At 68.3% G+C, this 22,027-nt stretch carries 17 protein-coding genes; 12 read left to right on the top strand and 5 right to left on the bottom strand.

Annotated elements, in window-relative coordinates:
* Positions 1–12: 12 nt before the first annotated feature.
* The 3 genes from MUN85_RS04625 to MUN85_RS04615 form a co-directional block, all read right to left on the bottom strand.
* Entirely contained in the window at positions 13–1,749 is a 1,737-nt protein-coding gene (locus MUN85_RS04625) for an AMP-binding protein (RefSeq protein WP_250505599.1), read from the bottom strand.
* Between the two features lie 78 nt (positions 1,750–1,827).
* Positions 1,828–3,072 carry a phosphoglycerate dehydrogenase gene (gene serA / locus MUN85_RS04620; protein WP_250505679.1) on the bottom strand — a complete coding sequence of 415 codons (1,245 nt, stop codon included), beginning with the start codon at positions 3,070–3,072 and terminating at the stop codon, positions 1,828–1,830.
* A gap of 69 nt (positions 3,073–3,141) precedes the next feature.
* Positions 3,142–5,367, bottom strand: coding sequence for a HelD family protein (locus MUN85_RS04615; protein ID WP_250505598.1), 2,226 nt, complete (start codon positions 5,365–5,367; stop codon positions 3,142–3,144).
* Positions 5,368–5,552: 185 nt separating this feature from the next.
* On the opposite strand from MUN85_RS04615, the gene MUN85_RS04610 reads away from it, so the two are divergent.
* On the top strand, positions 5,553–6,635 hold the full coding sequence (locus MUN85_RS04610) for a PAC2 family protein (protein WP_250505597.1): 1,083 nt from the start codon (positions 5,553–5,555) through the stop codon (positions 6,633–6,635).
* Between the two features lie 24 nt (positions 6,636–6,659).
* On the top strand, positions 6,660–8,015 hold the full coding sequence (locus MUN85_RS04605) for an MFS transporter (RefSeq protein WP_250505596.1): 1,356 nt from the start codon (positions 6,660–6,662) through the stop codon (positions 8,013–8,015).
* 54 nt (positions 8,016–8,069) lie between these two features.
* Here MUN85_RS04605 and MUN85_RS04600 read toward each other — a convergent pair whose 3' ends face one another.
* Together MUN85_RS04600 and MUN85_RS04595 are read right to left on the bottom strand one after the other, a co-directional pair.
* Positions 8,070–9,962, bottom strand: a complete 1,893-nt coding sequence (locus tag MUN85_RS04600; RefSeq protein ID WP_250505595.1) for an HNH endonuclease signature motif containing protein — start codon at positions 9,960–9,962, stop codon at positions 8,070–8,072.
* A gap of 64 nt (positions 9,963–10,026) precedes the next feature.
* On the bottom strand, positions 10,027–10,857 hold the full coding sequence (locus tag MUN85_RS04595) for a spermidine synthase (protein WP_250505594.1): 831 nt from the start codon (positions 10,855–10,857) through the stop codon (positions 10,027–10,029).
* Between the two features lie 34 nt (positions 10,858–10,891).
* Here MUN85_RS04595 and dinB point away from each other — a divergent pair, with 34 nt between their 5' ends.
* The 10 genes from dinB to murD all read left to right on the top strand — a co-directional run bounded on the left by dinB (position 10,892) and on the right by murD (position 21,982).
* Positions 10,892–12,103 carry a DNA polymerase IV gene (dinB, locus tag MUN85_RS04590; RefSeq protein WP_250505678.1) on the top strand — a complete coding sequence of 404 codons (1,212 nt, stop codon included), beginning with the start codon at positions 10,892–10,894 and terminating at the stop codon, positions 12,101–12,103.
* 76 nt (positions 12,104–12,179) lie between these two features.
* Positions 12,180–12,551, top strand: a complete 372-nt coding sequence (locus MUN85_RS04585; RefSeq protein WP_092564757.1) for an SCO2097 family morphological protein — start codon at positions 12,180–12,182, stop codon at positions 12,549–12,551.
* Positions 12,552–12,800: 249 nt separating this feature from the next.
* The gene (gene mraZ, locus MUN85_RS04580; protein WP_250505593.1) at positions 12,801–13,232 is read left to right on the top strand and encodes a division/cell wall cluster transcriptional repressor MraZ; all 432 of its coding nucleotides are present in this window, start codon (positions 12,801–12,803) and stop codon (positions 13,230–13,232) included.
* A 108-nt stretch (positions 13,233–13,340) separates the two neighbouring features.
* Entirely contained in the window at positions 13,341–14,297 is a 957-nt protein-coding gene (rsmH, locus tag MUN85_RS04575; RefSeq protein WP_250505592.1) for a 16S rRNA (cytosine(1402)-N(4))-methyltransferase RsmH, read from the top strand.
* Entirely contained in the window at positions 14,294–14,683 is a 390-nt protein-coding gene (ftsL, locus tag MUN85_RS04570) for a cell division protein FtsL (RefSeq protein ID WP_250505591.1), read from the top strand. The genes rsmH and ftsL overlap by 4 nt, the downstream gene beginning before the upstream one ends.
* Positions 14,684–14,695: 12 nt before the next feature.
* Positions 14,696–16,483 carry a peptidoglycan D,D-transpeptidase FtsI family protein gene (locus MUN85_RS04565; protein WP_250505590.1) on the top strand — a complete coding sequence of 596 codons (1,788 nt, stop codon included), beginning with the start codon at positions 14,696–14,698 and terminating at the stop codon, positions 16,481–16,483.
* Between the two features lie 25 nt (positions 16,484–16,508).
* Positions 16,509–18,038, top strand: coding sequence for a UDP-N-acetylmuramoyl-L-alanyl-D-glutamate--2,6-diaminopimelate ligase (locus MUN85_RS04560; protein ID WP_250505589.1), 1,530 nt, complete (start codon positions 16,509–16,511; stop codon positions 18,036–18,038).
* Entirely contained in the window at positions 18,035–19,447 is a 1,413-nt protein-coding gene (locus MUN85_RS04555; RefSeq protein WP_250505588.1) for a UDP-N-acetylmuramoyl-tripeptide--D-alanyl-D-alanine ligase, read from the top strand. The genes MUN85_RS04560 and MUN85_RS04555 overlap by 4 nt, the downstream gene beginning before the upstream one ends.
* The gene (gene mraY, locus MUN85_RS04550; RefSeq protein WP_250505587.1) at positions 19,444–20,532 is read left to right on the top strand and encodes a phospho-N-acetylmuramoyl-pentapeptide-transferase; all 1,089 of its coding nucleotides are present in this window, start codon (positions 19,444–19,446) and stop codon (positions 20,530–20,532) included. Before MUN85_RS04555 ends, mraY begins: the two co-directional genes overlap by 4 nt.
* Complete coding sequence (gene murD / locus MUN85_RS04545; RefSeq protein ID WP_250505586.1) at positions 20,525–21,982, top strand: UDP-N-acetylmuramoyl-L-alanine--D-glutamate ligase; 1,458 nt, start codon at positions 20,525–20,527, stop codon at positions 21,980–21,982. The genes mraY and murD overlap by 8 nt, the downstream gene beginning before the upstream one ends.
* Positions 21,983–22,027 lie beyond the last annotated feature (45 nt).

The raw sequence follows: 22,027 nt of genomic DNA, 5'->3' as shown, positions 1-22,027 counted from the left end.
GCCGCGCATCCGCTACGAATCGTCGCGGCCGCGCAGCCGGTCCGAGGCATCCTTCATCGATTCGCTCGCGCTCATAATCTGTTCGCGGACCTTGCGGCGTAGCGTCTTACCCAGCTGCGACTTCGGCAGCTCCTGGAGCACCTCGACCTGCCGCGGGATCGCGTAGTGGCTGAGCTTCTTATCGCACCAGGCGCGCACCGATTCCAGATCGACGCGGGCGCCGGCCTCCAGCACGAGTGCGGCGACGACCTTTTCGCCCACCGCGCCCGAGGGCACACCGACGACGGCGACGTCGACGACGCCCGGCATATTGCGCACGGCGTCCTCCACCTGCGAGGGGTAGATGTTAAAGCCGCCGGAAATGATGAGTTCCTTGCGACGATCCGCGAGCTTGATGAAGCCGTCGTCCTCCACGACGACGTCCCCGGTGCGCAACCACCCGTCGGCGGTAAACAGTTCGGCGTTTTCTTCCGGCGCGTCGAGGTAGCCGGCAAAGATCTGCGGGCCCTTCGCGATGAGTTCGCCCTTCTCACCCGGCGCCACGTCGACGCTCGGATCCTCCTGATCAACGATGCGGATATCGGTATTGGGGAAAGCGATGCCCAGCGTGCCGGGCCGGCGCTGCGGCGAGGTCGGGTTCCCGACGAGCACGGGGGAGGCCTCCGTCATGCCGTAGCCCTCAATGATGAGGCCGCCCGTCGTCTCCTCCCAGCGGCGCGCCACCTCCCCGTCCAGGCTCATCGCGCCCGCGAGCGCGATCCGGATGGAGGACAGGCTGCGGCCCTTGGCCCGGGCCTCTTTTTCGACCCGGTCGAAAATCGGCGGTACGCCCGGTAGAAACGTCATGGGGCGCCGACGCTGCGCCGAGAGCACCATCTCCACGTCAAAGCGCGGGAAGACGACCTGGCTCGCGGCCATGTGGACGGCGAACAACAGGGATAGCGTGAGCCCGAAGGCGTGGAAATAGGGCAGCACCGCGCCCACGGTTTCGGTGCCGCGCGCGAACTGCGGCAGCCACACGCGCCCCTCCTCGACCATCGCGACGAGGTTTCGGTGCGTCAGCGGCACCGTCTTCGGCGAGCCCGTCGTGCCACCGGTGTGCAAATAGAAGGCGGTATCGCCCGGCTTGGGGCGCTCGACGTCGTCGCCGATCGGTTTGGCGCGCTTGAGGAAGTGGACGAAGCTGCCGACGCCCGCGGGGATCGGGGCGCGCATGGTGTCCTTCAGCTCCTGGGTGCGCTTCAGCGGCAGTGAAAGCAGGCGGCGGCTGACATGCGGCAGGTCGCGCGTGAGGTCCATCGCGAGGACGACGCGCCCGCCCAGATCGCCGTCGGGGCAGACGGCGTCGAGCGATTTCTCCCACGCGATGACGACCTTCGCGCCGTGGCGCGCGAGCTGCGATTGGATCTCGTCGGCCGGGGCGAGCGGATTATGTTCGGCGACGATTGCGCCCAGGCGCAGCGCCGCGAAGATCGCGATGGCGTGCTGCGAGCAGTTGGGCATGACGAGCGCAATGACGTCGCCGCGCCGCACGCCGAGGTTATGGAAGAGCCCGGCGGCGCGCTCCACCCGATCCGCGAGCTTCGCGTAGCTCGTCTTGCGGCCCATAAAGTCGATCGCGAGGCGGTCCGGAAAATCGCGCGCCGCGGCATCCAGCAGGTCCGGCAGGACGAGCTCGGGGACCTCGATCTCGGCAGGAACGGCGGCGGGATAGTGGGCGCGGGAGCGCGCAGTGACCTCGGAAACCATGCCCCCATTCTACCTACGCGTGAGTAACCTACGCCCACGTAACCGCACGAGGTCATGCGCGGGCGATGCGCGGGCGGGCTAGAGGTAGCCCTGCCCGGAATGCGCGGCCAGCGTCACGCCCTTGCGGTCGATGATGCGCAGCCGGATCGTGTCCGGCAGTTGCGTAATCCCAGCGATAAAGGCGTCGTCGATATCGGAGGCGATATCGGTAATGACGTAGCCGATCTCCGCGGCCGTGCCGAGGATCTGGCCGGTGATGTTCACCCCGTGCTCGGCGAGGGCCTGGTTGATGAGCGCGAGCACGCCCGGCGTATTGCGGTGGACGTAGGTGAGGCGGAATTTCGTATCCTGGCTGGGATCGAGCGCGAGCCGCGGCAGGTTGACCGACATGCTCGTCGTGCCATCCATCACGTAACGCGAGATGCGGGTGCCGACGAACTGCGCGATCGAGACCTGCGCCTCCAGCGTCGAGCCGCCAATGTGCGGGGTGAGGATGACGTTGGGCAGGCCCCGCAGCTCGGAGGTAAACGGATCGCCGTTCGCGTCAGGCTCGTCGGGAAACACGTCGATCCCGGCGCCGGCGATATGCCCCTCGATGATGTAATCGCGCAGCGCCGAGGTATCGACGACGAAGCCGCGCGAGAGGTTCAAAAAGATCGAGCCGGGCTTCATCGCCGCGAACTGCTCGGCGCCGAACAGCGAGGCGTTGGAGCTGACGCCGTCGACGTGCAGGGTGACGATATCGGCGGTGCGCAGCAATTCTTCCAGGCTGCGCATCCGGCGCGCGTTGCCGAGCGCGAGCTTTTCGGCCTTGTCGTAAAACACGACGGACATGCCGAGGGCTTCGGCGACGACGGACAACTGCGCGCCGATGTTGCCGTAGCCGACGATGCCGAGCACCTTGCCGCGCACCTCGTGGGCGCCGGCGGCCGATTTCTCCCACCGGCCCTCGTGCAGGGCGCGGTCGCGCTGGGTCAGGCGCCGCAGCAGCGCGATGATCTCGGCGATGGCGAGCTCGACGACGGAGCGCGTGTTGGAAAACGGCGCGTTGAACACCGCGACGCCCTTGGAGGTGGCCGCCTTCAGATCGATCTGGTTCGTCCCGATGCAAAAGGCGCCGATGCAGCGCAGCTTGGGGCAGCGATCAAGCACCTCGGCCGTGATCGTCGTCTTGGAGCGGATGCCAAGGACGGTCACGCCCTGCAGCGCCTCGATGAGCTCTTCGCCCTGCAGTGCGCCGGGATGGCGCGCGACGGCGAGCCCAGCCGAGGCGAGGAAGGGGTCGGCGTTGGTGTGCGGGTTTTCGAGCATGAGGGCCTTCATGGCCTCCAGCATGCCGCAGCGGGCGCAGCCGCGCGGCACAGTTCCGCCCAGTGGGAAGCGGCTTGGGCGCTAGACGTACCAGCCCGCGGGCAGGCCGGTGTGCACGGCGTGCAGCCGGCGCGTTGGGCGCGTCATCGCGACGTAGATATCGCCCGCGGCATCGTCGGCGATGAGGGAGGGCTCCACGAGCACGACGACGTCGAACTCCAGGCCCTTGACCTCGGTGGGGTCCATGACGACGAGCGGGGAGCGCAGCAGCGAGCCAGACGGGTTGGTCATCGCGCCGCCGAGCTGCGGGGCGAGCAGCTCGAAGGCCTCCTCGCGCAGGCCGTGCGGGGTGATGACGGCGAGGCGCCCCGGCCCCATGTGGCGCAGCTCCGCGGCGACGACGTCGGCGAGGATCTCGCGCCAGGGCCCGGGAGTGTCCGCGAGCGAATTTTCCGCATCGCGCGCGGCCGTCACCGGGATGTAATCGCCCGGGGCGTAGGCCTGCAGGACGCGCATTGCCGCGTCGAGGATCGTTGCCGGGGTGCGGTAGGAGACGGTGAGCGCGGCCTGGCGCACCTGCTCGCGACCGGCTTTGCCCATGATCGCGCGCCACGAGGAGGCCGGCGCCGCGGTGGAGCGCTGGGCGAGATCGCCGACGGCCGTGATCGAGCGCTGGGGGCAGCGCCGCAGCAGCGAACGCCACGCCATGGGGGAGAGCTCCTGGGCTTCGTCGACGACGATGTGGCCGTAGGCCCACGTGCGATCGGCGCGGGCGCGCTCGGCCAGGGTGCGGCGCGGGCCGCGGTCGGCAAAGCGCGCGGCGAGCTGTTCGGCCGAGACGATGCCGCCGCCGAGGTTCTGGCCCTCGATCGCTTCGGCCGCGAACTCGACGTCGGCGCGAGCCTGGCGTTCGGCCGCGATCCGCTCCTGGCGCGCGGCCGCGCCCTCGTGTTCGCCGAGCAGCTCGGCGAGCTCGTCGAGCATCGGGATGTCCTCGATCGTCCACTCGCTGCCCGCGCTGCGGTAGAGCAGTTCGCGCTCACGCTCGTCGAACTCCTCGCCGTATTCGGCGAGCACGTCGCGGTTGGCGTAGAGCTTTTCTAGCAGGCCCTGCGGCGTTGTCGGCATCCACGCGAGATTCAGGGCGACGCGCACATCACGCGCCTGGCGCACGTCCTCGTACAGGAAGGCGTAATCCTCCTTCTCATCCATCCCGCGGGCCTTGGCGTAGGCACTCGTGAGCTGCTTGAGCAGCGGCAGCACGAAGCTCACGCGGGCGGCATTGTGGGGGGCGCCGGTGCGGCGGGCGCGCTCCATCGCCTCGGCGATCTGCGCGCGGCTCAGCGTCAGGCGCGTGCCCTCGATCGTGAGCACGCGGTCCTCCTCGGGCACGCGCTGCAGCCCGCGCACGGCCCGCTCGGCCAGGCGCGACATGAACAGCGAGCCCTTGACGTCGGCGACGTCGAGCTCATCGTGCTCGGTGGCCCGCACCCCCGGCAGCAGCGAGCCCATCGTCGTCGCGACGACGTTCGTCTCGCCGAGGGAGGGCAGCACCTGGTCGATATAGTCCAAAAAGATCGAGGAGGGCCCGACGAGCAGGACGCCGCGCTTTTCCATCCGCTCGCGGTGCGCATACAGCAGATAGGCGGCGCGGTGCAGCGCGACGGCCGTCTTACCCGTGCCCGGCCCGCCCTGCACGACGAGGATGCCGTCGGGCTGATCGCGAATGATCGCATCCTGCTCGGCCTGGATCGTCGCGACGATATCCGTCATCCGGCCATCGCGCGCCTGGCTGAGGCTCGCGAGCAGCGCGCCCTCGCCGGTGAGGGTTTCGGCGAGCTCCGGGCCGGCGGCGGCGACGTTGAGCAGATCGTCTTCCAGATCGACGACGGTGCGCTCGCGGGTGGTGATGTGGCGGCGGCGGACGACCTCACCCGGGTGGGCGGCCGTCGCCTGGTAGAACGGACGGGCGTTGGGTGCGCGCCAGTCGATCAGCAGCGGTTTGCGATCCTCGTCGCTGATCCCCATCCGCCCGACGTACAGCCGGGTATCGTCGGCGAGGTCGAGGCGCCCAAAGACGAGGCGGTTTTCGACGTTGTCGAGCCGGGCGAGGGTGTCCTCATAGTGCGTGGCGAAGGCGTCGCGCTCGGCGCGGGCCTGCGCGCTGCCCGTGGCCTCTTGGCGCCGCACCTTGGCGAGCTGGTGACGGTAATGGGCGCGCAGGGCATCGAGTCGCGCGTAAATTCGCGACACGGCCCGCTGCTCGACTTCGATTTCCCTCATGGCGCGGCGAGAGTTGGTCTGCACGGAGGCTAGCCTTTCATGGCAAAAATGGCGGCCTTCCATTATCCGCCACCGCGCGCCGAATGCCAAGAGGTAGGCGGGCGGCGGCAGGTGGGCGGCGCGTGGGCGCCGCACCTTGGCGAGCGCGGGAATGTCCGGCGCTCGGGCCGCGTTAGGGTAGATAGAAGGACCTATTTCGGAGGTGGAACATGAGCGAACACGAGCAGAGTGCGGGCCAGACGCGCCGCCAGCGGCATGGCCGCACCGAGTTTCCGCTCGAGGACGGCGTCGTGACGCGCCACCGTGCCACGCCGCAGGCCGATGTTTTCATTCACGCCCTCGGCAGCCGCGGTGAGCCCGGCCAAGCAAACTATTTGCTGGCGCAAAACCTGCTCACCAGCCTGCACGGCGAGCGCGTCTTCACCTTCGATCCCGATCAGTTCATCGACTATTCCTCCCAGCGCCCGCTCGTGACGCTCGACCGCAACCGCTTCGTCGACTATCAGCCCGTTGAGATCGCGATCGACGTGCTGCGCGATGACGAGGGCCGCACGGTCGCACTCCTGCACGGCCCGGAACCGGACCTCGGCTGGGAGAAGTTCTCGCGCCACGTCGTCGAAATTGTCAAGGAGTTCGACGCCGAGCTCGCGATCGGTGTGCGTTCCATCCCGATGACGGTGCCGCACACGCGGCCCGTGCACGTCATCCAGCACGCCAACCGCGAGGGGCTTGGCGCCGATGAGGAGATCGTCGACGGCGTCGCTCAGTGGCCGGCGTCGATGGCCTCAACGATCGAATACAAGCTCGGCCAGGCCGGGATCGACGCGATCGGCTTCGGGGCGGGCATCCCGTTCTACATCGCGCAAAACCCCTATCCGCAAGCCGCCGCCGAGCTCATCCGCAAGATTTCGGATGTCTCGGGCCTTGCGTTGCCGCTGGGGGACCTGGAGGCGGCGTCCCTGCAGGTCTCGGCTGCGATCAGCAATGAGCTTCAGGGCGATGCGCGCATGGAGCAGATGCTCGGGTGGATGGAATCGCAGTACGACGAGCGCTCGGAGGCGGGCGCCGAACAGGGCCAGACGAGCCTCGCCGACATTCCCAGCGCCGACGAGATCGGCGCCGCCGCCGAGGCCTTCCTCGCGGACTTCATTCGCGAGCAGTCCGCCCGCGAGGGCGAGCGCAGGCGCGAGCACTTTGGCGAACTGCCGAGCAACGGCGAGGACGCGGTAGCCGCGAGCGAGGACGCTGAAGCCGACTCGCGGCCGGATGCTGAGGGCGAGGAGCCCCGCTAGCCCACGTCATGCCACGATAGGGGCGTGCCTTTCACCGTTCCTGCGCGCCCCTCGGTGGCGATGCGCGTCTGGCTGGCTGCCGTCGTCGTCTACATCATCGCGATCGCCGGGCGGACGAGCTTCGGCGTCGTCGGCGTCATCGCAAGCGACCGGTTCTCGATTTCTGCCGGGGCGCTCGCGACCCTCGTCGTCGTGCACCTCGGCGTCTACGCGCTCGCCCAGGTCCCCGTCGGCCTAGCCCTGGACCGATTCGGGCCGCGAGTCATGCTTGGCGGCGGCGCGCTGCTGCTGGCAGCCGGTCAACTCGCCGTAGCCGTCGCGCCCAGCTACGGGTGGGCCGTCGCCGCGCGAGTGCTCGTCGGCGCCGGAGATGCGACCGCCTTCGTCTCCGTCATCCGGCTTATTCCTGCGTGGTTTCCCGCGCGCCGCATCCCGCTCATGACGCAGCTGACGGCGATTCTTGGCCAGGCCGGCCCGATCATCTCCGCGGTGCCATTCCTCGCGACGGTCCGCGGCTTCGGCTGGAGCGCCGGTTTCATCTCGCTCGCCGCGGCGGGCGTGCTCGTCGCACTCCTGGCCTTCCTCGCGATCCGCGACGCCCCCGGAGGCGGGGCTGCCGCCGCGCCGCCGCGCGATCGCGTCGCGACGATCATGTCCTCGGTGACGGCGCACCCCGGTGCCTGGCTCGGGTTCTTCACCCACTTCACGCTGCTGTTTTCGCCCAACGTCTTCCTCATCCTGTGGGGGATGCCGCTGTTGACCGTCGGGCAGGGCTACTCTGCCGCGACCGCCGCGGCGCTCATCTCCCTGAACTCGCTCGCCGGCGTGATCGCGGGGCCCGCCGTCGCCGCGATGCTCGTGCGACACCCGTGGCAGCGTGCCCTGCTTGTCCTGTTCATCATCGGCGTGCTCGCGGCCGCGTGGGCGGCCGTCCTCGTTCCGGGTGGGCAGCGACCGCTGTGGCTGTGGGCCCTGCTCGTCATCGTGCTTGCCTTCGGCGGGGCAGGCTCCTCCATCGGCTTCGACATCGCGCGCACCTCGCTGCCGCCGCACCACTACGGCACGGCGAGCGGGCTCGTGAACATGGGCGGCTTCATCTCCTCGATCGCCGTCGTCTGGGGCATCGGCCTCGTCCTCGACTACCTCGCGCCCGATAAGAACTACACGAACGATGACTTCCGGCTAGCGCTCGCGGTGATGGTGCCGATCGCGCTCATCGGCGTTGCGGGGATCGTCATCTCGCGCGCGCTCATGCGGCGACGGCTCGCCACCGAGGGCGTGTATCCGATGTCGGTGCCGCAGATCGTGCGGCATGTGACGCGCGGTGGGCGCCTGCCTCGGCGGCGCGGGCGCGGGGGCGAGGCCCCGCAAGGGGACTGAGGGCCGACGAAAGGCGTCAGCCTGCGAGCGAGCTGAGCGCTCGGGATCGAGGAACTAGGCGACGCTCTCGTCGCCAGCGATGCTCTCGTCGTCAGCAATGCTGGTGCCGACGGGGGTAGCGTCGTCGGCGGCCGGCCCTCGGTAGGGCTTGAACCGGTCGTGGATGACCGGGCGCTGGTCCGGATCGACGCGCAGCGGCGGGATCAGCTCGGGGAGGCCCGCGGCGGTCATGCGGATCCGCCAGTTCTCGGTGTCGCCGGCGTCGTGCTGGACCTCGCGGTGGTGGAAGGCGCACAGCAGGACGAGGTTCGACATCGTCGTCGGGCCGCCAAGCGCCCAGGCCTCGATGTGGTGGGACTCGCAGCCCGCGGCCGGCACCGTGCAGCCGGGATAGACGCAGCCGCGATCGCGGATGGCCAGCTCACGGCGGAGTTTGGCGCCGACGACGCGGGAGCGGGGGCTGGAGCCGCGCGGCAGGCCGTGCTCATCGAGGTCGACGAACATGACTTCGGCGTCGCAGGCCAGCAGCCGCAGGTGCAGCGCCGAGAGGTGGTGGCCGTTATCGAGGCGACGATGCCAGTAGCGTGAGGCGGTGGTGCGCAGGGCCTCGACCATCGCGCGGGCGCGGGCTCGCGCCACGTTTTCTTCCGGCGACGACGGTGGCGGGTAGTCCTGCCGTGGTGGGGCGATGGCCTGCGGCATCTGCGCGATGGAATGCGGCAGCGGGACGAGGGACGTCGGTTGCGGAGCGATGGACTCCGGTGGTGGGGTGGATGGTTGTGTCGGTGGCGGCGGATCCTCATATTCGCCGGGCAGGGGTTGCGCGAAATCCGGGGCGTCGGCGATATCGCCGTCGACAAGCGGCGGCCAGGCGTCGAATATTGCCATGGGGTCCGCTTCTGCAGCCTCGGCCAGGTCGCGATCGAGGTCAGTATCGCTCACCGGGTCCGCGGAGGCGGGCTCGGGAGGGGTGGAGAAAAGATCTGCGGGCGGCGCGAGTTCGGCCTCGGTGATGCCAAGGAGCTGGCAGGACTCGGCGAGTAGGGAACGGAAGTCAGCGGTGATGACGATGCGGGGGCGGTCACCGCCCAGCATCGGGGAGCCACCCGCGCGCTGCTCGTCGGTGATGACCTCCAGAAAGGCGTCGGCGAGGAACTTGCGCACGGTGGCAGGGGAGGTGTCTCGCGTGAGGTCTGGACTCGCGGCCTCCGGCCCCGTCGATGAGGCTCCGGCGGTATCACGCGACTGGGAGAACTTGGCCTGGGCGCGAGCGTTGAGGATCGCGACGGCGTTCAGTGCGTCGACCGTTGCGAAGGTTCCGTTGATATACGTCGTGTGGCCGTCAGCGCTCGTCGAGATTGACAGGGAGCGCGCGGCTCGCACGCGCGCCGTCGCGCGGGCGGCGGCCTCTTCCGCATCGTTCGTCGAGCGCGCGGCAATCGACTCCGTCAGGCGCGCGGCTTCCGTCTTGAAGGTGCGGGGTTCGAGATCGCGAGCGAGGTTGATGAGGGCCTGCTCGGCGGCGACGAGGATGCTCGGATCCGCGATGACGTGCTCCTCGCGGGAGAGGATCTCGAGCTGGGTGAGCGCGGTGTGCCGGTGCGCGTCGGTGATGCTGCCTTCACGCAGCGCGGCGAGCAGCGCGGGATAGCGGGAGGTGGCCGTGGCCTGCTTGACGAGGCGGGTCGCGGTGCCCTGGGTGGAGTTTGTCGTCGTGCGAATCCATGTGGAGGTGGGCTGGCCGGTGACGCGGCGCGTCGTCTCGTCGGCCTCGACCGCAGCGATCAGATCATCGCGCAGACCCGCGAGATTCGATTCGATCGCAAGGGTTAGGCGAGCGGCCTCCAATTTCTCCGCATCGCTCACGGCGATGAGCATCGAGGCGTCAATAGCGGCGAGCGCGTCATGTGCGCTGCGCAGCTGCTCGAGCATCGTGCCGGTTGTCATGCAAGCGACGCTAATGGCCGCTCTCGCACCCGACAAGGGCCGACGCCTGGCCTGTGGATAACTGTTAGGGGGCGGTCGAGGCCTCGTCGTGCAGGACGGGCATCGTGCCCGCAAAGTCGCGCAGCTTCTCGCCCGCGACGACGGTGACGGGCAGCGGCAGGCCGCGGCAGGCCCGGGCGAGGGCGGTCACGTCGAAGGGGGCCTTGGCGGCGACGATGAGGGCGTTGCCGTAGCGGCGGCCGCGCAGGATTGCCGGGTCGATGATCATGGCGACGTGCGGGAATACCGCCGAGATCGTCGCGACCTCGCTGCGGGCCATGGCTAGCGGCGGACGGTCGGTGAGGTTAGCGAGGAACAGCCCGCCCTCGGCGAGGGTGTGGGAGGCGGAAAGCGCCACCTCATAGGTGCGCATATGGGCGGGCACGGCGCCGCCGGTAAAGGTGTCGCGCACGACGACATCCCAGCGATCTTCCGGAAACCGCTGCAGCGCAGCGCGGGCTTCGGCGACGCGGATCTTCACCTCGGGCGCGCGCGGCACGTCGCAAAACTCGCGGGCGAGCTCGGCAAGAACCGCATCCCATTCGACGACGAGTTGGCGCGAGCCGGGGCGGGAGGCCGCCCAGGCTCGGGCGAGCGCGCAGCCGGCGCCACCAAGGTGCAGGGCTCGGATGGGGCCGTCGCTGAGCGCGACGCGGGCGGCAAGGTCCATCTGCTGCATGTACTCAAATTCCAGGTGCGTCGGATCGTCGAGATCGATGTAGGAGGATTCCATCCCGTCGAGGACGAGGAGCGCGGCGCGGGGCGTGACGGCGTCGAAGGTGAGGGAGCCGGTAGAGGTCGTCAGGGTGCCAGCGGGAAAAGCGGTGGGAGAGCCGGATGCTCGAGTGCGGGCCATGCCGATAGCCTAACGAGGAAGGGAGGTGGCAGCGATGTCGCGAGGGATCCGGCCGGCGATTGCCCGCCATTGGGGCGATGACGATACCGGCTGCACGGTGCTGCACGTCGACATGGACTGCTTTTTCGCCTCCGTCGAGCTGCTGTACCGTCCCGAACTGGCGGGAAAGCCGCTCATTGTGGGCGGGTCGGGCAACCGGGGCGTCGTCACGAGTGCGACGTATGAGGCGCGGGCCTTCGGGGTGCACGCCGCGATGCCGATCAGCCGGGCCCGGCGGCTGTGCCCGCAGGCTGTCGTCGTGCCGAACCGAAAGGGGGTCTACTCCGAGGTCTCGGCGCGCGTGATGGACGTGATCTCCCGGGTTTCGCCGACTCTCGAGCAGGTCAGCGTCGATGAGGCCTTCATTGACGTGGCGGGCTCGCTGCGGCGCATGGGATCGCCGACGCAGATCGCACAATGGATCCGCGCGCGCGTGCGCGAGGAGGTCGGCGTGCCCGCGAGCGTGGGGGTGGCGAGCGTGACGCACGTGGCGAAGATGGCCTCTACATTCGCCAAGCCCGATGGGATGATGCTCATTCCTCATGCGCGCACGCGCGAGTTCCTTTACGGCCTGCCCGTGGCGGCGATGCCGGGGGTGGGGGCGAAGGGCACGGAGGTGTGCGAACGCTACGGGCTGCGCACCGTCGCGGACCTCATGGCGGTGCCACCGGCGCGCCTTGCAGCGTGGCTGGGCCGCGCGCAGGCGGCCGCGCTGCGTCGCTATGCGGCGGGCGAGGAGGTGCGCGGGATTCATCCGGAGCGGCGAGAAAAGTCTGTCAGCTCCGAGGAAACGTTTGCCACCGATGTGCGCGATCGCGACGTCTTGGAGCGCACGATCATCGGCCAGTCCCACGGGCTGGCGCGCCGGCTGCGCGCGGCGGGCCTGCTCGGATCGAGCATCGGGATCAAGGTGCGGATGGCGGACTTTTCCACGCTCACGCGCTCGGTGTCGATCGGCGTCGGGACGGACGTGGGCGGCGAGATCGCGCAGGCGGCGCTCGCGCTGCTCGACAAAATCGTCATTCCGGACTCCGGCATCCGCCTCATCGGCACGAAGGTGGACCAGTTGCAGGAGCGCTCGCGCGGGGTGCAATTGGCGCTTGATGACGATGGTCGGGCGCGCAAGGCGGAGAGCGTCGCCGACCAGATTGCGGCCCGCTTCGGCAGCGATGCAATCCGACCGGCGAGACTGCTAGATCAGCAGTGAAACCCCAGTGGCAATTGGGCCCTTAACGACGTACGATAAAAGCCCGAAACAATGCCGCGAGGCCAAGGAGGACGTCATGGCTCTCAGCGAATATGAGCAGCGCGTCTTAAAGGAGATGGAGCAGCATCTTCGGGCGGATGATCCGAAGCTCGCTCAGCAGATGGGTTCTGCGCGCCCCCAGTTTGACGCGAAACGGATCTCGCTTGGCATCTTGGGCTTTATCGTCGGCCTGCTCGGGTTGATCGGCGGCGTTGCTGCCAGCCAGATCTGGCTCGGGGTCCTCGGGTTTGTGGTCATGCTCGGCTCGGTGCTGTGGGCGATGTCGCCCACGCGCGGTGGGCGGGTCGCCCGCGGGGGAGCGCGCCCCAAGCCGAAGGCGCCTACGTCGGGCTCCTCGTTTATGGATAAGCAGGCCGAGCGCTGGGAGCAGCGCAAGGACGGCCGCTAACCTCCACTTCCCTCCCTTCTCCTGGCCGCCCGGTCTCCGGGCGGTTTTTTCTTGCCCGTTTTCGGGTCCTCGTCCGGCCCGAATGTGGCTCATCCCTCCACTGCCCGCCACTTGCTGGTTTTCCGCGAGATCACGCGAATGTCGTCGGGAAAGAAAGAGGCAAAACAAGCAAATAACGCTTGCGCGTGGAGGAAAGTGGAGTATTGTGGAGTTAATCGGCGGTTCGTGGCAGGACGGAGGTGGATCCGAATGTTCCTCGGGACGTATGAACCGAAGCTGGACGACAAGGGTCGACTCATCCTGCCCGCCAAGTACCGTGAGCAGCTCGCTGGCGGCCTCGTCATCACCCGCGGACAGGAACGATGCCTGTACGTCTTTCCGATGCGGGAGTTTGAGGAGATCCACGAGCAGCTGCGCGCGGCACCCCTGACGAGCAAGCAGGCGCGGCAGTACCTGCGCGTGTTCTTGTCCGGGGCGGCGGACGAACAGCCCGATAAGCAAGGCCGGATCACCATTCCCGCGAACCTGCGCTCCTATGCCGGGCTCGGTCGGGATCTTGCCGTCATCGGCATGGGGACCCGGGTGGAGATTTGGGACAACAAGGCATGGCAGGACTACCTGTCGGCTCAGGAGTCCGAATTCTCCGACACGGAAGACGAGATTGTTCCCGGTGTCTTTTAGCAAGACGCGTGGACTTACTCCGATGCTCCGGCGAACTTCCCCGTCGCCGGATCAGCCGGAGTGGGTCCAGACCTCTTGTGAGCACCTCGAAACTGAAAGGGCGTGAGTATGGCGGGCACGACGCGGCACATCCCGGTGATGCGCGATCGCTGCGTCGAGCTGCTGTCCGGATCGTCCAAGGGTGTCATCATCGACGCGACGCTGGGCCTTGGCGGCCACAGCGAGGCGATCCTCGAGGCGAACCCTGAACTCGTCGTCGCGGGAATCGACCGTGATGACCGCGCCATCGCGCTTGGGAGCGAGCGCCTGGCGCGCTTTGGCGATCGCTTCCACGCCTTTCACACCACCTACGACGAGATCGGCGACGTCGCCGAGCAGATGCGGGAGCGCACCGGGCTCGCCGTCGTCGGCATTTTGATGGACCTGGGTGTCTCCTCGATGCAGCTCGATGAGGCCGAGCGCGGGTTTTCCTATGCGCGATCCGCGCCGCTGGACATGCGAATGGATCCGACCAGCGAGGTCACGGCCGCCTCGATCCTCGCAACCGCGAGCGTCGGGGAGCTGACTCGAACGTTTCGGACCTACGGCGAGGAAAAGTACGCCAACCGGATCGCGGCCCGGATCGTCGAGGCCCGCGAGCAGGCGCCACTGACCACGACCGATGAGCTCGTGGCGATCATCCGCGAGTGCATCCCGCAAGCCGCCAAGCGCACCGGCGGCCACCCCGCCAAGCGCGTCTTCCAGGCGCTGCGCGTCGCCGTCAACGACGAGCTGCGGATCCTGGCCGAAGCGCTGCCGCGCGCGATCGACGCCCTCGATGTGGGCGGCGTCCTCGTCGTCGAGTCCTACCAATCGCTGGAGGACCGCATCGTCAAGCAGGTCTTCGCCGCCGGCGCCACGAGCACGGCGCCGCTCGACCTGCCCGTCATCCCCGAATCCGCCAAGCCCCGCTTGGAATTGCTCACCCGCGGCGCCGAGCGCGCCGATGAGCGAGAGCTCGAAACAAACCCCCGTTCGGCCCCGGTACGGCTGCGCGCCGTGCGCAAAATTAGGAGTACGACATGAGCATGCTCGCGACTGCCGCCCGCCCACGGCGGACAACGACGACGATCGAGCGGCCGAGCCTGTCGGTCGTGCGCGCCCCGGCGCTGCGCCGGTCCATCGCGCCGTTCCTCACGCTCCTCATCACAATCCTTGCCACGGCCATGGGGCTGACGCTCATGCTCAACACTCAGATGGCTGTGACCTCCTACGAGATTCGCGACACGCGCGCCCAGTTGGTCGAGTTAACCGAAACAGCACAGACACTGAAAGCTGAGGTCGAAACTCTCGGCTCACCCGAATACCTTCGCGGTGCCGCGGGCAAGATCGGGATGGTTCCGGCCTCGACGACGTTCATTATGAACCTGCAGGCAGGCACGATTACGGCCCTGCAGGAGGGCCAACAGTAGAGGAGACGCGCGATGGCACGGTCGCAAACTTCGCTCTACGCGCGCGTCAAGGCCTGGTGGCACCGGTCCAATAAATTCCTCGTCCTGACACTCGTCGCGCTGCTCGCCGGGTTCACCAAACTCATCTGGCTGCAGATCATCATGGCTCCGGCGCTCGCCGAGCAGGCGCGCGATTTTCGCACCAAAACCTTTGAGATCTCCGCGCCGCGGGGCCCCATCGTCGACGCCGAAGGCAACGTGCTTGCCGCTTCCACGCAGATCGTGCACGTCGGCGTCAACCAAATCAAGGTGCGCGACTACGTCCAGCGCGGCGAGGACGGCAAAACAATCGTCGGCGTCGGGCCCGCGGCGGCTGCCAAGCAGCTTGCGCCGCTGCTCGGCGAAGATGCGGCCGTACTCGGCGGCAAGCTCACCGGCGATTCCACCTACCGCGTGCTGGCCAAGAACCTCACGCCCGCGCAGTGGCGCCAAATCAAGGACCTGCGCATCGATGGCATCGAACCGGATTTCCGCTCGATTCGCACCTACCCCAACGGCACGACGGCCGGCAACATCATCGGGTTCGTCAACAAGGAAGGCGTCGCCTCCGCGGGTCTGGAGATGAGCTACGACGAGGACCTCACGGGCATACCCGGCAAGGAACGCGTGGAGGTCGGCATCGGTGGCCCGCATATCCCGACGGGCCTGAACGAAAAGGTCGACGCCGTACCGGGCTCGACCGTCCACCTCACGCTGCTGCGCGACCTGCAAGACGTCAGCCAGCAGGCGGTGCAAAACGCGAAGGACACCTACGGGGCGAGCTGGGCGGCCGCGATCGTCCAGGAGGTCGGCACCGGCAAGGTGCTCGCGATCGCCGATTCGGACACCGTCAACCCGAACGAATACTGGAAGTCGGACGCCGCCAACCAGGGCGCCCGCTCGATCTCCGCGGTCTACGAGCCGGGCTCTACCGGCAAACTCCTGACGTACGCGACCGCGATCGACCAGGGCAAGGTCACGCCCGAAACGCACTTCGAAAACCCGTCGCGCTATACGACGCCAAACGGCCAGGTCATCAAGGACTTCGCCGATCACGGCGTCGAAAAGCGCACGGTGGCGGGCATCCTCATGCGCTCCTACAACACGGGTACCGTCAAGATCGGCGAGACGATCACCGACCAGGTGCGTTACGACTACTTCAAGAAGTTCAACCTCGGCCAGGTCATCGACGTCGGAATGCCCGGGCAAAGCGCCGGCATCCTCGTGCCGCCCGAGAAGTGGGATGGCCGGCAAAAATACACGACGATGTTCGGCCAAGGCTACGCCGTCACGCTGCTGCAAAATGCGGGAATCGTGCAGGCGATCGCGAACAAGGGGCAGTGGGTAGCGCCCACCCTCGTGGCCGGCGTGACCGACGCGCAGGGCGTCTACCGCGCGGCGGAGACCCCCGAGCGGCACGAGGCGATCAGCGAGAAGACGGCGCAGGAAATGCTCACGATGATGGAGGGCGTCACCCAGCCCGGCGGCACCGGTATCCGCGCCGCGATCGACGGCTATCGCGTCGCCGCGAAGACGGGTACCGCGCAGGTCGCGGGTCCGACGGGCGCGCTGACGCAAACCGCGGGCGTCTTTAACGCCGTCATTCCGGCGGATAACCCGCGCCTCGCGATCTCCGTCGTCGTCTATAACCCGTCCTCCGGCTTCCAGGGCGGCATCGTCGCGGCCCCGGTCTTTAAGGAGATTGCGACGTTCGCGGTACGCTATCTAGGCATTCCGCCCTCGGGTAAGGCCCCGGAGCTTTACCCCGTCGAATACGAATAACCTCAAGTTCTAAGGACCTAGCTGCGTGACTGATGAGTTGCTGCACCGCCGCCCGCGCGTTTTCGGGCTGAGCGTATCGGATCTAGCGAGCGCGATCGGCGCGCGCGTCGTGCGTGATGCCGGCGAGGGGCCGGTCACGGGAGTGTCGGTGGACTCGGCAGATACCCGCGCCGGGGAGGCCTTCATCGCGATCGGCGGTTTCACCACCCACGGCGCGAAGTACGCCGGGCAGGCGATCGCCGGCGGGGCGCGCGCCATCATCACCGACGAGCAGGGGCTCGACCTCATCGGTGACGCGCCGGGCGTCGCGCTGCTCGAGGTCGCCGATCCGCGGGCGGTCGTCGGGACGGCCGCGCGCCTGGTCTATGGCGATCCCGCCCGTGACGTGCAGGTCATCGGCGTGACGGGCACCAACGGCAAGACGACGACGTCGACGATCCTGTCGCAAATCCTCGCGCGCGCGCATGGGGAATCGGGCCTGTTCGGCACGGTCGAGGTGCGCCTTGGCCAGCAGGCCTCGGTCTCGCCTCGCACGACGCTGGAGGCGAGCGTCGTGCACCGGCTGCTGGCCCTCGCGCGGGAGGATCACGTGCCCGCCGTCGCGATGGAAGTCTCCTCGCATGCCGCCCACCTGGGGCGCGTGGCGGGCGTGCGCTTTGCCGCGGTCGGGTTCATCAACCTGCAGCATGATCACCTGGACTACCACGGCACGATGGAGTCCTATTTCGAAGCCAAGGCAATGATCTTTACGCCCGAATATGCCGAACGCGCCGTCGTGTGTGTCGACGATGAGTGGGGCGAGAAGCTCGCGGCGCGCTGCGAGATCCCGGTGCTGACCGTCGCCACCGACAAGCCGGCCGATCTCATCGCCACCGACATCACCGCGATTGGCGCGGGCACGCGCTTCACCGTCGTCGAGGGCGAGGACCGCCACGTCATCGAGATGCCGCTATCGAGCCAGATCATGGTGCAAAACGCCATGGTGGCGATTGGGCTCGCGCGCACGCTCGGGATCGACTGGCAGGACGTGACCGACGCGATGGCGACCGTCTCGCCCGCGCCCGGGCGCATGCAGGTCGTCGGGGCGAGAAGCGAGCGCCACCCGCTCGTCATGGTCGACTATGCCCACACCGCCGAAGCGCTCGAGGCGATCCTTTCCACCCTGCGGGAGCTGACCCCCGGTGAGGTGACGATCGTCTTCGGCTCCGACGGGGACCGCGATCGCGACAAGCGCCCGGACCTGGGGCGGGTCGCCGCGCGGCTCGCCGATCGGCTGTATGTGACGGACGAGAATCCGCGCAGCGAGGATCCGGCCGCGATCCGGGCCGCGATCCTGGCCGGCGTGCGTGAGGTGCGCCCGGATATGGCGGGGGTCATCGAGGGGGAGACGCGCCGGCAGGCACTGACCGATGCGATCCTTGCCGCGGGGCCGCGCGATACCGTTGTCGTCACGGGTAAGGGCGCGGAGCCCTACCAAGAAATTCAGGGCGTCATGCACCCGTATAACGATGTGCCCGTCGCCCGCGAAGCGCTCACGCAACGGGAGGATGCATGATCACGCTGAGCGCCGCCGAGATTGCGGCGGCAACCGGGGGAGTGCTCGCCGGCGGGCTCGCAGCCGATGCGAGCGTTACCGGCCAGGTCGTCACCGATTCGCGCGAGGTCGCGCCCGGGGACTGCTTCGTCGCGATCGCGGGCGAGAACATCGACGGGCACCGCTACGTTGCGGGCGCCGCTGATGCCGGCGCCGCTGTCATCCTCAGTGAGCAAGACGTTGACGTCCCGCACGTGCGCGTCGCCTCCACCGTGCAGGCGCTTGGCGCGCTCGCCGCCCACGTGCTGCGGGCCCTGCGTGAGCGCGGCGAGATCAGCGTCATCGGCGTGACCGGATCCTCCGGCAAGACGACGACGAAGGACCTGCTCGGGGCGGCGCTGTCCGCATTCGCGCCGACGATCTGGCCCGTCGCGAGCTTCAACAATGACATCGGCCTGCCGCTGACAGTGCTGCGCTGCGACGAGGACACGCGCTACCTCGTCGCCGAGATGGGTGCGTCGGCCGCGGGCGAACTCACCCGGCTGACGACGATTGCGCCGCTCGATATCGCGATCGTGCTCATGGTCGGCCACGCCCACGTCGGCGGGTTCGGGTCGCTTACCGACGTCGCGAAAGCCAAGAGCGAACTCGTCGCAGCGATCCGCCCCGGCGGCACCGCCATCCTCAACGCCGATGACGCGCGCGTTTCCGCGATGCGTCCCACCCACGCCGATGGCAGCGCCCTTGCGGCCGATCACGTGCGCTACTTCTCCGCGCGCGGTGATCTGGCCGGGCGCCCGGGGCTCGCCGCCGCGGACATCCGCGAGGACGCCCTTGGCCGCGCGAGCTTTAGTCTCGACGGCATCGAGGTGCGCCTGCCGATCGTCGGCGTGCATCACGTCAATAATGCGCTGGCGGCGCTGTCCGCCGTCGCAGCGCTGGGCCTGGACCTAGCTCGGGCCGCGCGCGCGATCGAGGGTGCCACGATCAGCCCGCACCGGATGGCGCTGACCGAGCGCGCCGATGGCGTAACGATCCTCGATGATGCCTACAACGCCAACCCCGAGTCGATGCGCGCCGCGATCGATGCGCTCGCTAGGCTCTCGGCCACGCGCCGCATCGCGCTGCTTGGCACGATGCTCGAAATGGGGGGCGAGGCCGAAGCCCAGCACGCCGAGGTCGGCTCCCATGCCGCGGCCGCTGGCCTGAACTGGGTGATATCCGTCGCAGCCGATGCGATCGCCAGCGGCGCCCGTGAGGCAGCTCGCGGCGAACTTCGCGTCGACGCCCTGGAAACCAACGAAGCTGCGCTCGCGCTGCTTGAAGGTGAGCTTCGTGACGGTGACGTCGTCTTAGTCAAAGGTTCCAACGGCGCCAGGCTATGGTCGGTAGCGGATCATCTCGCAGCAGATCAGAAAGCCGGCGCATGACCGCGATTTTGTACTCAGGCACCATCGCCCTGGTGCTGTCCCTGTTGGGGACGCCGCTGTTCATCAAGTTCCTCGTCAAGCGCAACTATGGACAGTTCATCCGCCAGGACGGGCCGGCCGCGCACTTCACCAAGCGCGGCACGCCGACGATGGGCGGCGTCGTCATCATCCTTACCACGGTCCTGAGTTACGCCGGCGCGAACCTCATTGCCGGCCGGCTGCCGAACGTCTCGGCCGTGCTGCTGCTCTACCTCATCATCGGGCTCGGCATCATCGGCTTCCTCGATGACTACATCAAGATCTCGCGCGAACGCTCCCTCGGGCTGAACCCGCTCGGCAAGATCCTCGGCCAGGCGTTCATCGGGATCACGTTTTCCGTCGCCGTCTTGCTGTTCCCGAACGAAAACAACCGCACGCCCGCCTCGATGCGGATCTCCTTCGTGCGTGATTCGCCGATCGACCTCGCCTTCGCCGGCGTCGTCCTCGGGATGATCCTGTTCGTCATCTGGTCCAACTTCCTCATTACGGCCTGGTCGAACGCCGTGAACCTGACCGACGGGCTCGACGGGCTCGCGACCGGCGCCTCCGTCATGGTCTTCGCCGCCTACACCGTCATCGCGATGTGGCAGTCCAACCAGTCCTGCCAGTTCCTGGCAGAGCCCACCCAGGCGTGTTACGAGGTGCGCGATCCGCGAGACCTCGCGATCCTTGGCGCGGCCCTCATGGGCGCGTGCTTCGGGTTCCTGTGGTGGAACGCCTCGCCCGCCCAAATCTTCATGGGCGATACCGGCTCGCTGGCCCTTGGCGGCGCCGTCGCGGGCTTTTCCATCCTCACCCACACCGAGGTGCTCGCCGTTGTCATCGGTGGCCTGTTCGTCATTATCGTGATGTCCGACGTCATCCAAATCGGCTCGTTCAAGCTCACTGGCAAACGTGTCTTCAGGATGGCGCCGCTGCACCACCACTTCGAGCTCAAGGGCTGGGGCGAGGTCACGATCGTGATCCGGTTCTGGATCATTGCCGGCCTGTGCGTCGCGCTCGGCCTCGGCCTGTTCTATGGGGAGTGGGTGTCACTCAGTGGCTAGCACGCCCCGCACCCGCGTTGATCTTTCCGGCGCGCGCGTCGCCGTCGCCGGGCTCGGCGCCTCCGGCAAGGCCGCGCTCGAGGTCCTCGGCACGCTCGGCATCGACGCGCTCGGCGTCGACCACTCAGAGGCCGCCATCGAGGCCGCCGCAGAGCAGCAGCTGCCCGGCCGTCTCGCCCACGCCACGAGCGATGAGGACTTTGCTGACCTCGCGACGGGCGATCGCGATATCGTCGTCGTCTCGCCCGGCATCGCGCCCCACACGCCGCTGTATGCCCGCGCCGCCGACCGCGGCGTCGAGGTTATCAGCGAGATCGAGCTGGCCTGGCGCGTGCAGGCCCCGAAGGCCGACGGCAGCTTCGCGCCCTGGCTCACGCTCACCGGCACGAACGGCAAAACGACGACGGTGACGATGACGAGCACGATCCTCACCAGCGCGGGCCTCGTCGCGCCGGCCATCGGGAATGTCGGCACCCCTGCGGTGCTCGTCGCCGCCCGCGGCGGCGTGGACGCGCTGCCCGCCGAACTCTCCAGCTTCCAACTCCATTCGACGTCCTCGGTTCGGGCGCTCGCCTCGGCATGCCTGAATATCGACGATGACCACCTCGACTGGCACGGCTCGGCCGCCGCCTACGCCGCCGCGAAGGCGCGCGTGCACCGCGGCACGCTGCGTGCCTGCCTGTATTCCCGCCACGACGGCGCAACCCGCCAGATGGTTGAGGAGGCCGACGTCACCGAGGGTGCCCGCGCGATCTCGATTGGTACCGACACGCCACCGCTCGCGGGCCTCGGCCTCGTCGAGGATATGCTCGTCGATCGCGCCTACCACGCGGAGCGCCACACCCAAGGCGTCGAACTCGCAACGCTCGCCGACCTCGCTCACCTCGCGCCCGGCGGCAGCCTGCCCGGCCACGTCGTCATCGATGCGCTGTTCGCCGCGGGCCTGGCCCGCGCCGCCGATGTGCCGCCGGAAGCGATCGCCGCGGGCCTGCGCTCCTTCGCGCCCGGCGCCCACCGGATCGAAACGATCGCCGAGATCGACGGCGTGCGCTACATCAACGACTCGAAAGCCACCAACGCCCACGCCGCCCGCGCCTCGCTCACGGGTATGGCCGATGGCAGCGTCGTGTGGATCGCCGGGGGACTGGCCAAGGGGGCGCGCTTCGAGGAACTCGTCGCCGAGGTCCGGCCAAAGCTCAAGGCCGCCGTGCTCATCGGCGTCGACCAGGAACCCCTGGCGAGTGCCCTCGCAGCCGAGGCCCCCGAAATCCCGGTGCGCGTCATCGATCCCGCGCACCGCAGCGTCATGGCCGCCGCCGTCGCCGCCGCGCGCGAACTCGCAAGTGAAGGCGATACCGTCATGCTCGCGCCCGCGTGCGCCTCGATGGATCAGTTCGCGAACTACGCCGTGCGCGGTGAGGAATTCGCCACGGCCGTGCGCAACGGCTAGTCGCGGCGTGTTAGGCACGCCGCACACCAATCGCACCGCACAATA

The sequence above is a fragment of the Bowdeniella massiliensis genome (assembly GCF_023634005.1).
GTDB classification, from domain to species: Bacteria; Actinomycetota; Actinomycetes; order Actinomycetales; family Actinomycetaceae; genus Bowdeniella; species Bowdeniella massiliensis.
The sequence above is the reverse complement of the archived record's forward strand: the minus strand, read 5'-3'. Positions and strand labels throughout refer to the sequence as shown.

Coding starts and splice junctions, on each gene's coding strand:
- MUN85_RS04625 (WP_250505599.1), bottom strand. CDS start 1,749: ATGGTTTCCGAGGTCACTGCGCGCTCCCGCGCCCACTATCCCGCCGCC.
- serA (WP_250505679.1), bottom strand. CDS start 3,072: ATGAAGGCCCTCATGCTCGAAAACCCGCACACCAACGCCGACCCCTTC.
- MUN85_RS04610 (WP_250505597.1), top strand. CDS start 5,553: ATGAGCGAACACGAGCAGAGTGCGGGCCAGACGCGCCGCCAGCGGCAT.
- MUN85_RS04600 (WP_250505595.1), bottom strand. CDS start 9,962: ATGACAACCGGCACGATGCTCGAGCAGCTGCGCAGCGCACATGACGCG.
- MUN85_RS04595 (WP_250505594.1), bottom strand. CDS start 10,857: ATGGCCCGCACTCGAGCATCCGGCTCTCCCACCGCTTTTCCCGCTGGC.
- dinB (WP_250505678.1), top strand. CDS start 10,892: ATGTCGCGAGGGATCCGGCCGGCGATTGCCCGCCATTGGGGCGATGAC.
- MUN85_RS04585 (WP_092564757.1), top strand. CDS start 12,180: ATGGCTCTCAGCGAATATGAGCAGCGCGTCTTAAAGGAGATGGAGCAG.
- mraZ (WP_250505593.1), top strand. CDS start 12,801: ATGTTCCTCGGGACGTATGAACCGAAGCTGGACGACAAGGGTCGACTC.
- rsmH (WP_250505592.1), top strand. CDS start 13,341: ATGGCGGGCACGACGCGGCACATCCCGGTGATGCGCGATCGCTGCGTC.
- ftsL (WP_250505591.1), top strand. CDS start 14,294: ATGAGCATGCTCGCGACTGCCGCCCGCCCACGGCGGACAACGACGACG.
- MUN85_RS04565 (WP_250505590.1), top strand. CDS start 14,696: ATGGCACGGTCGCAAACTTCGCTCTACGCGCGCGTCAAGGCCTGGTGG.
- MUN85_RS04555 (WP_250505588.1), top strand. CDS start 18,035: ATGATCACGCTGAGCGCCGCCGAGATTGCGGCGGCAACCGGGGGAGTG.
- mraY (WP_250505587.1), top strand. CDS start 19,444: ATGACCGCGATTTTGTACTCAGGCACCATCGCCCTGGTGCTGTCCCTG.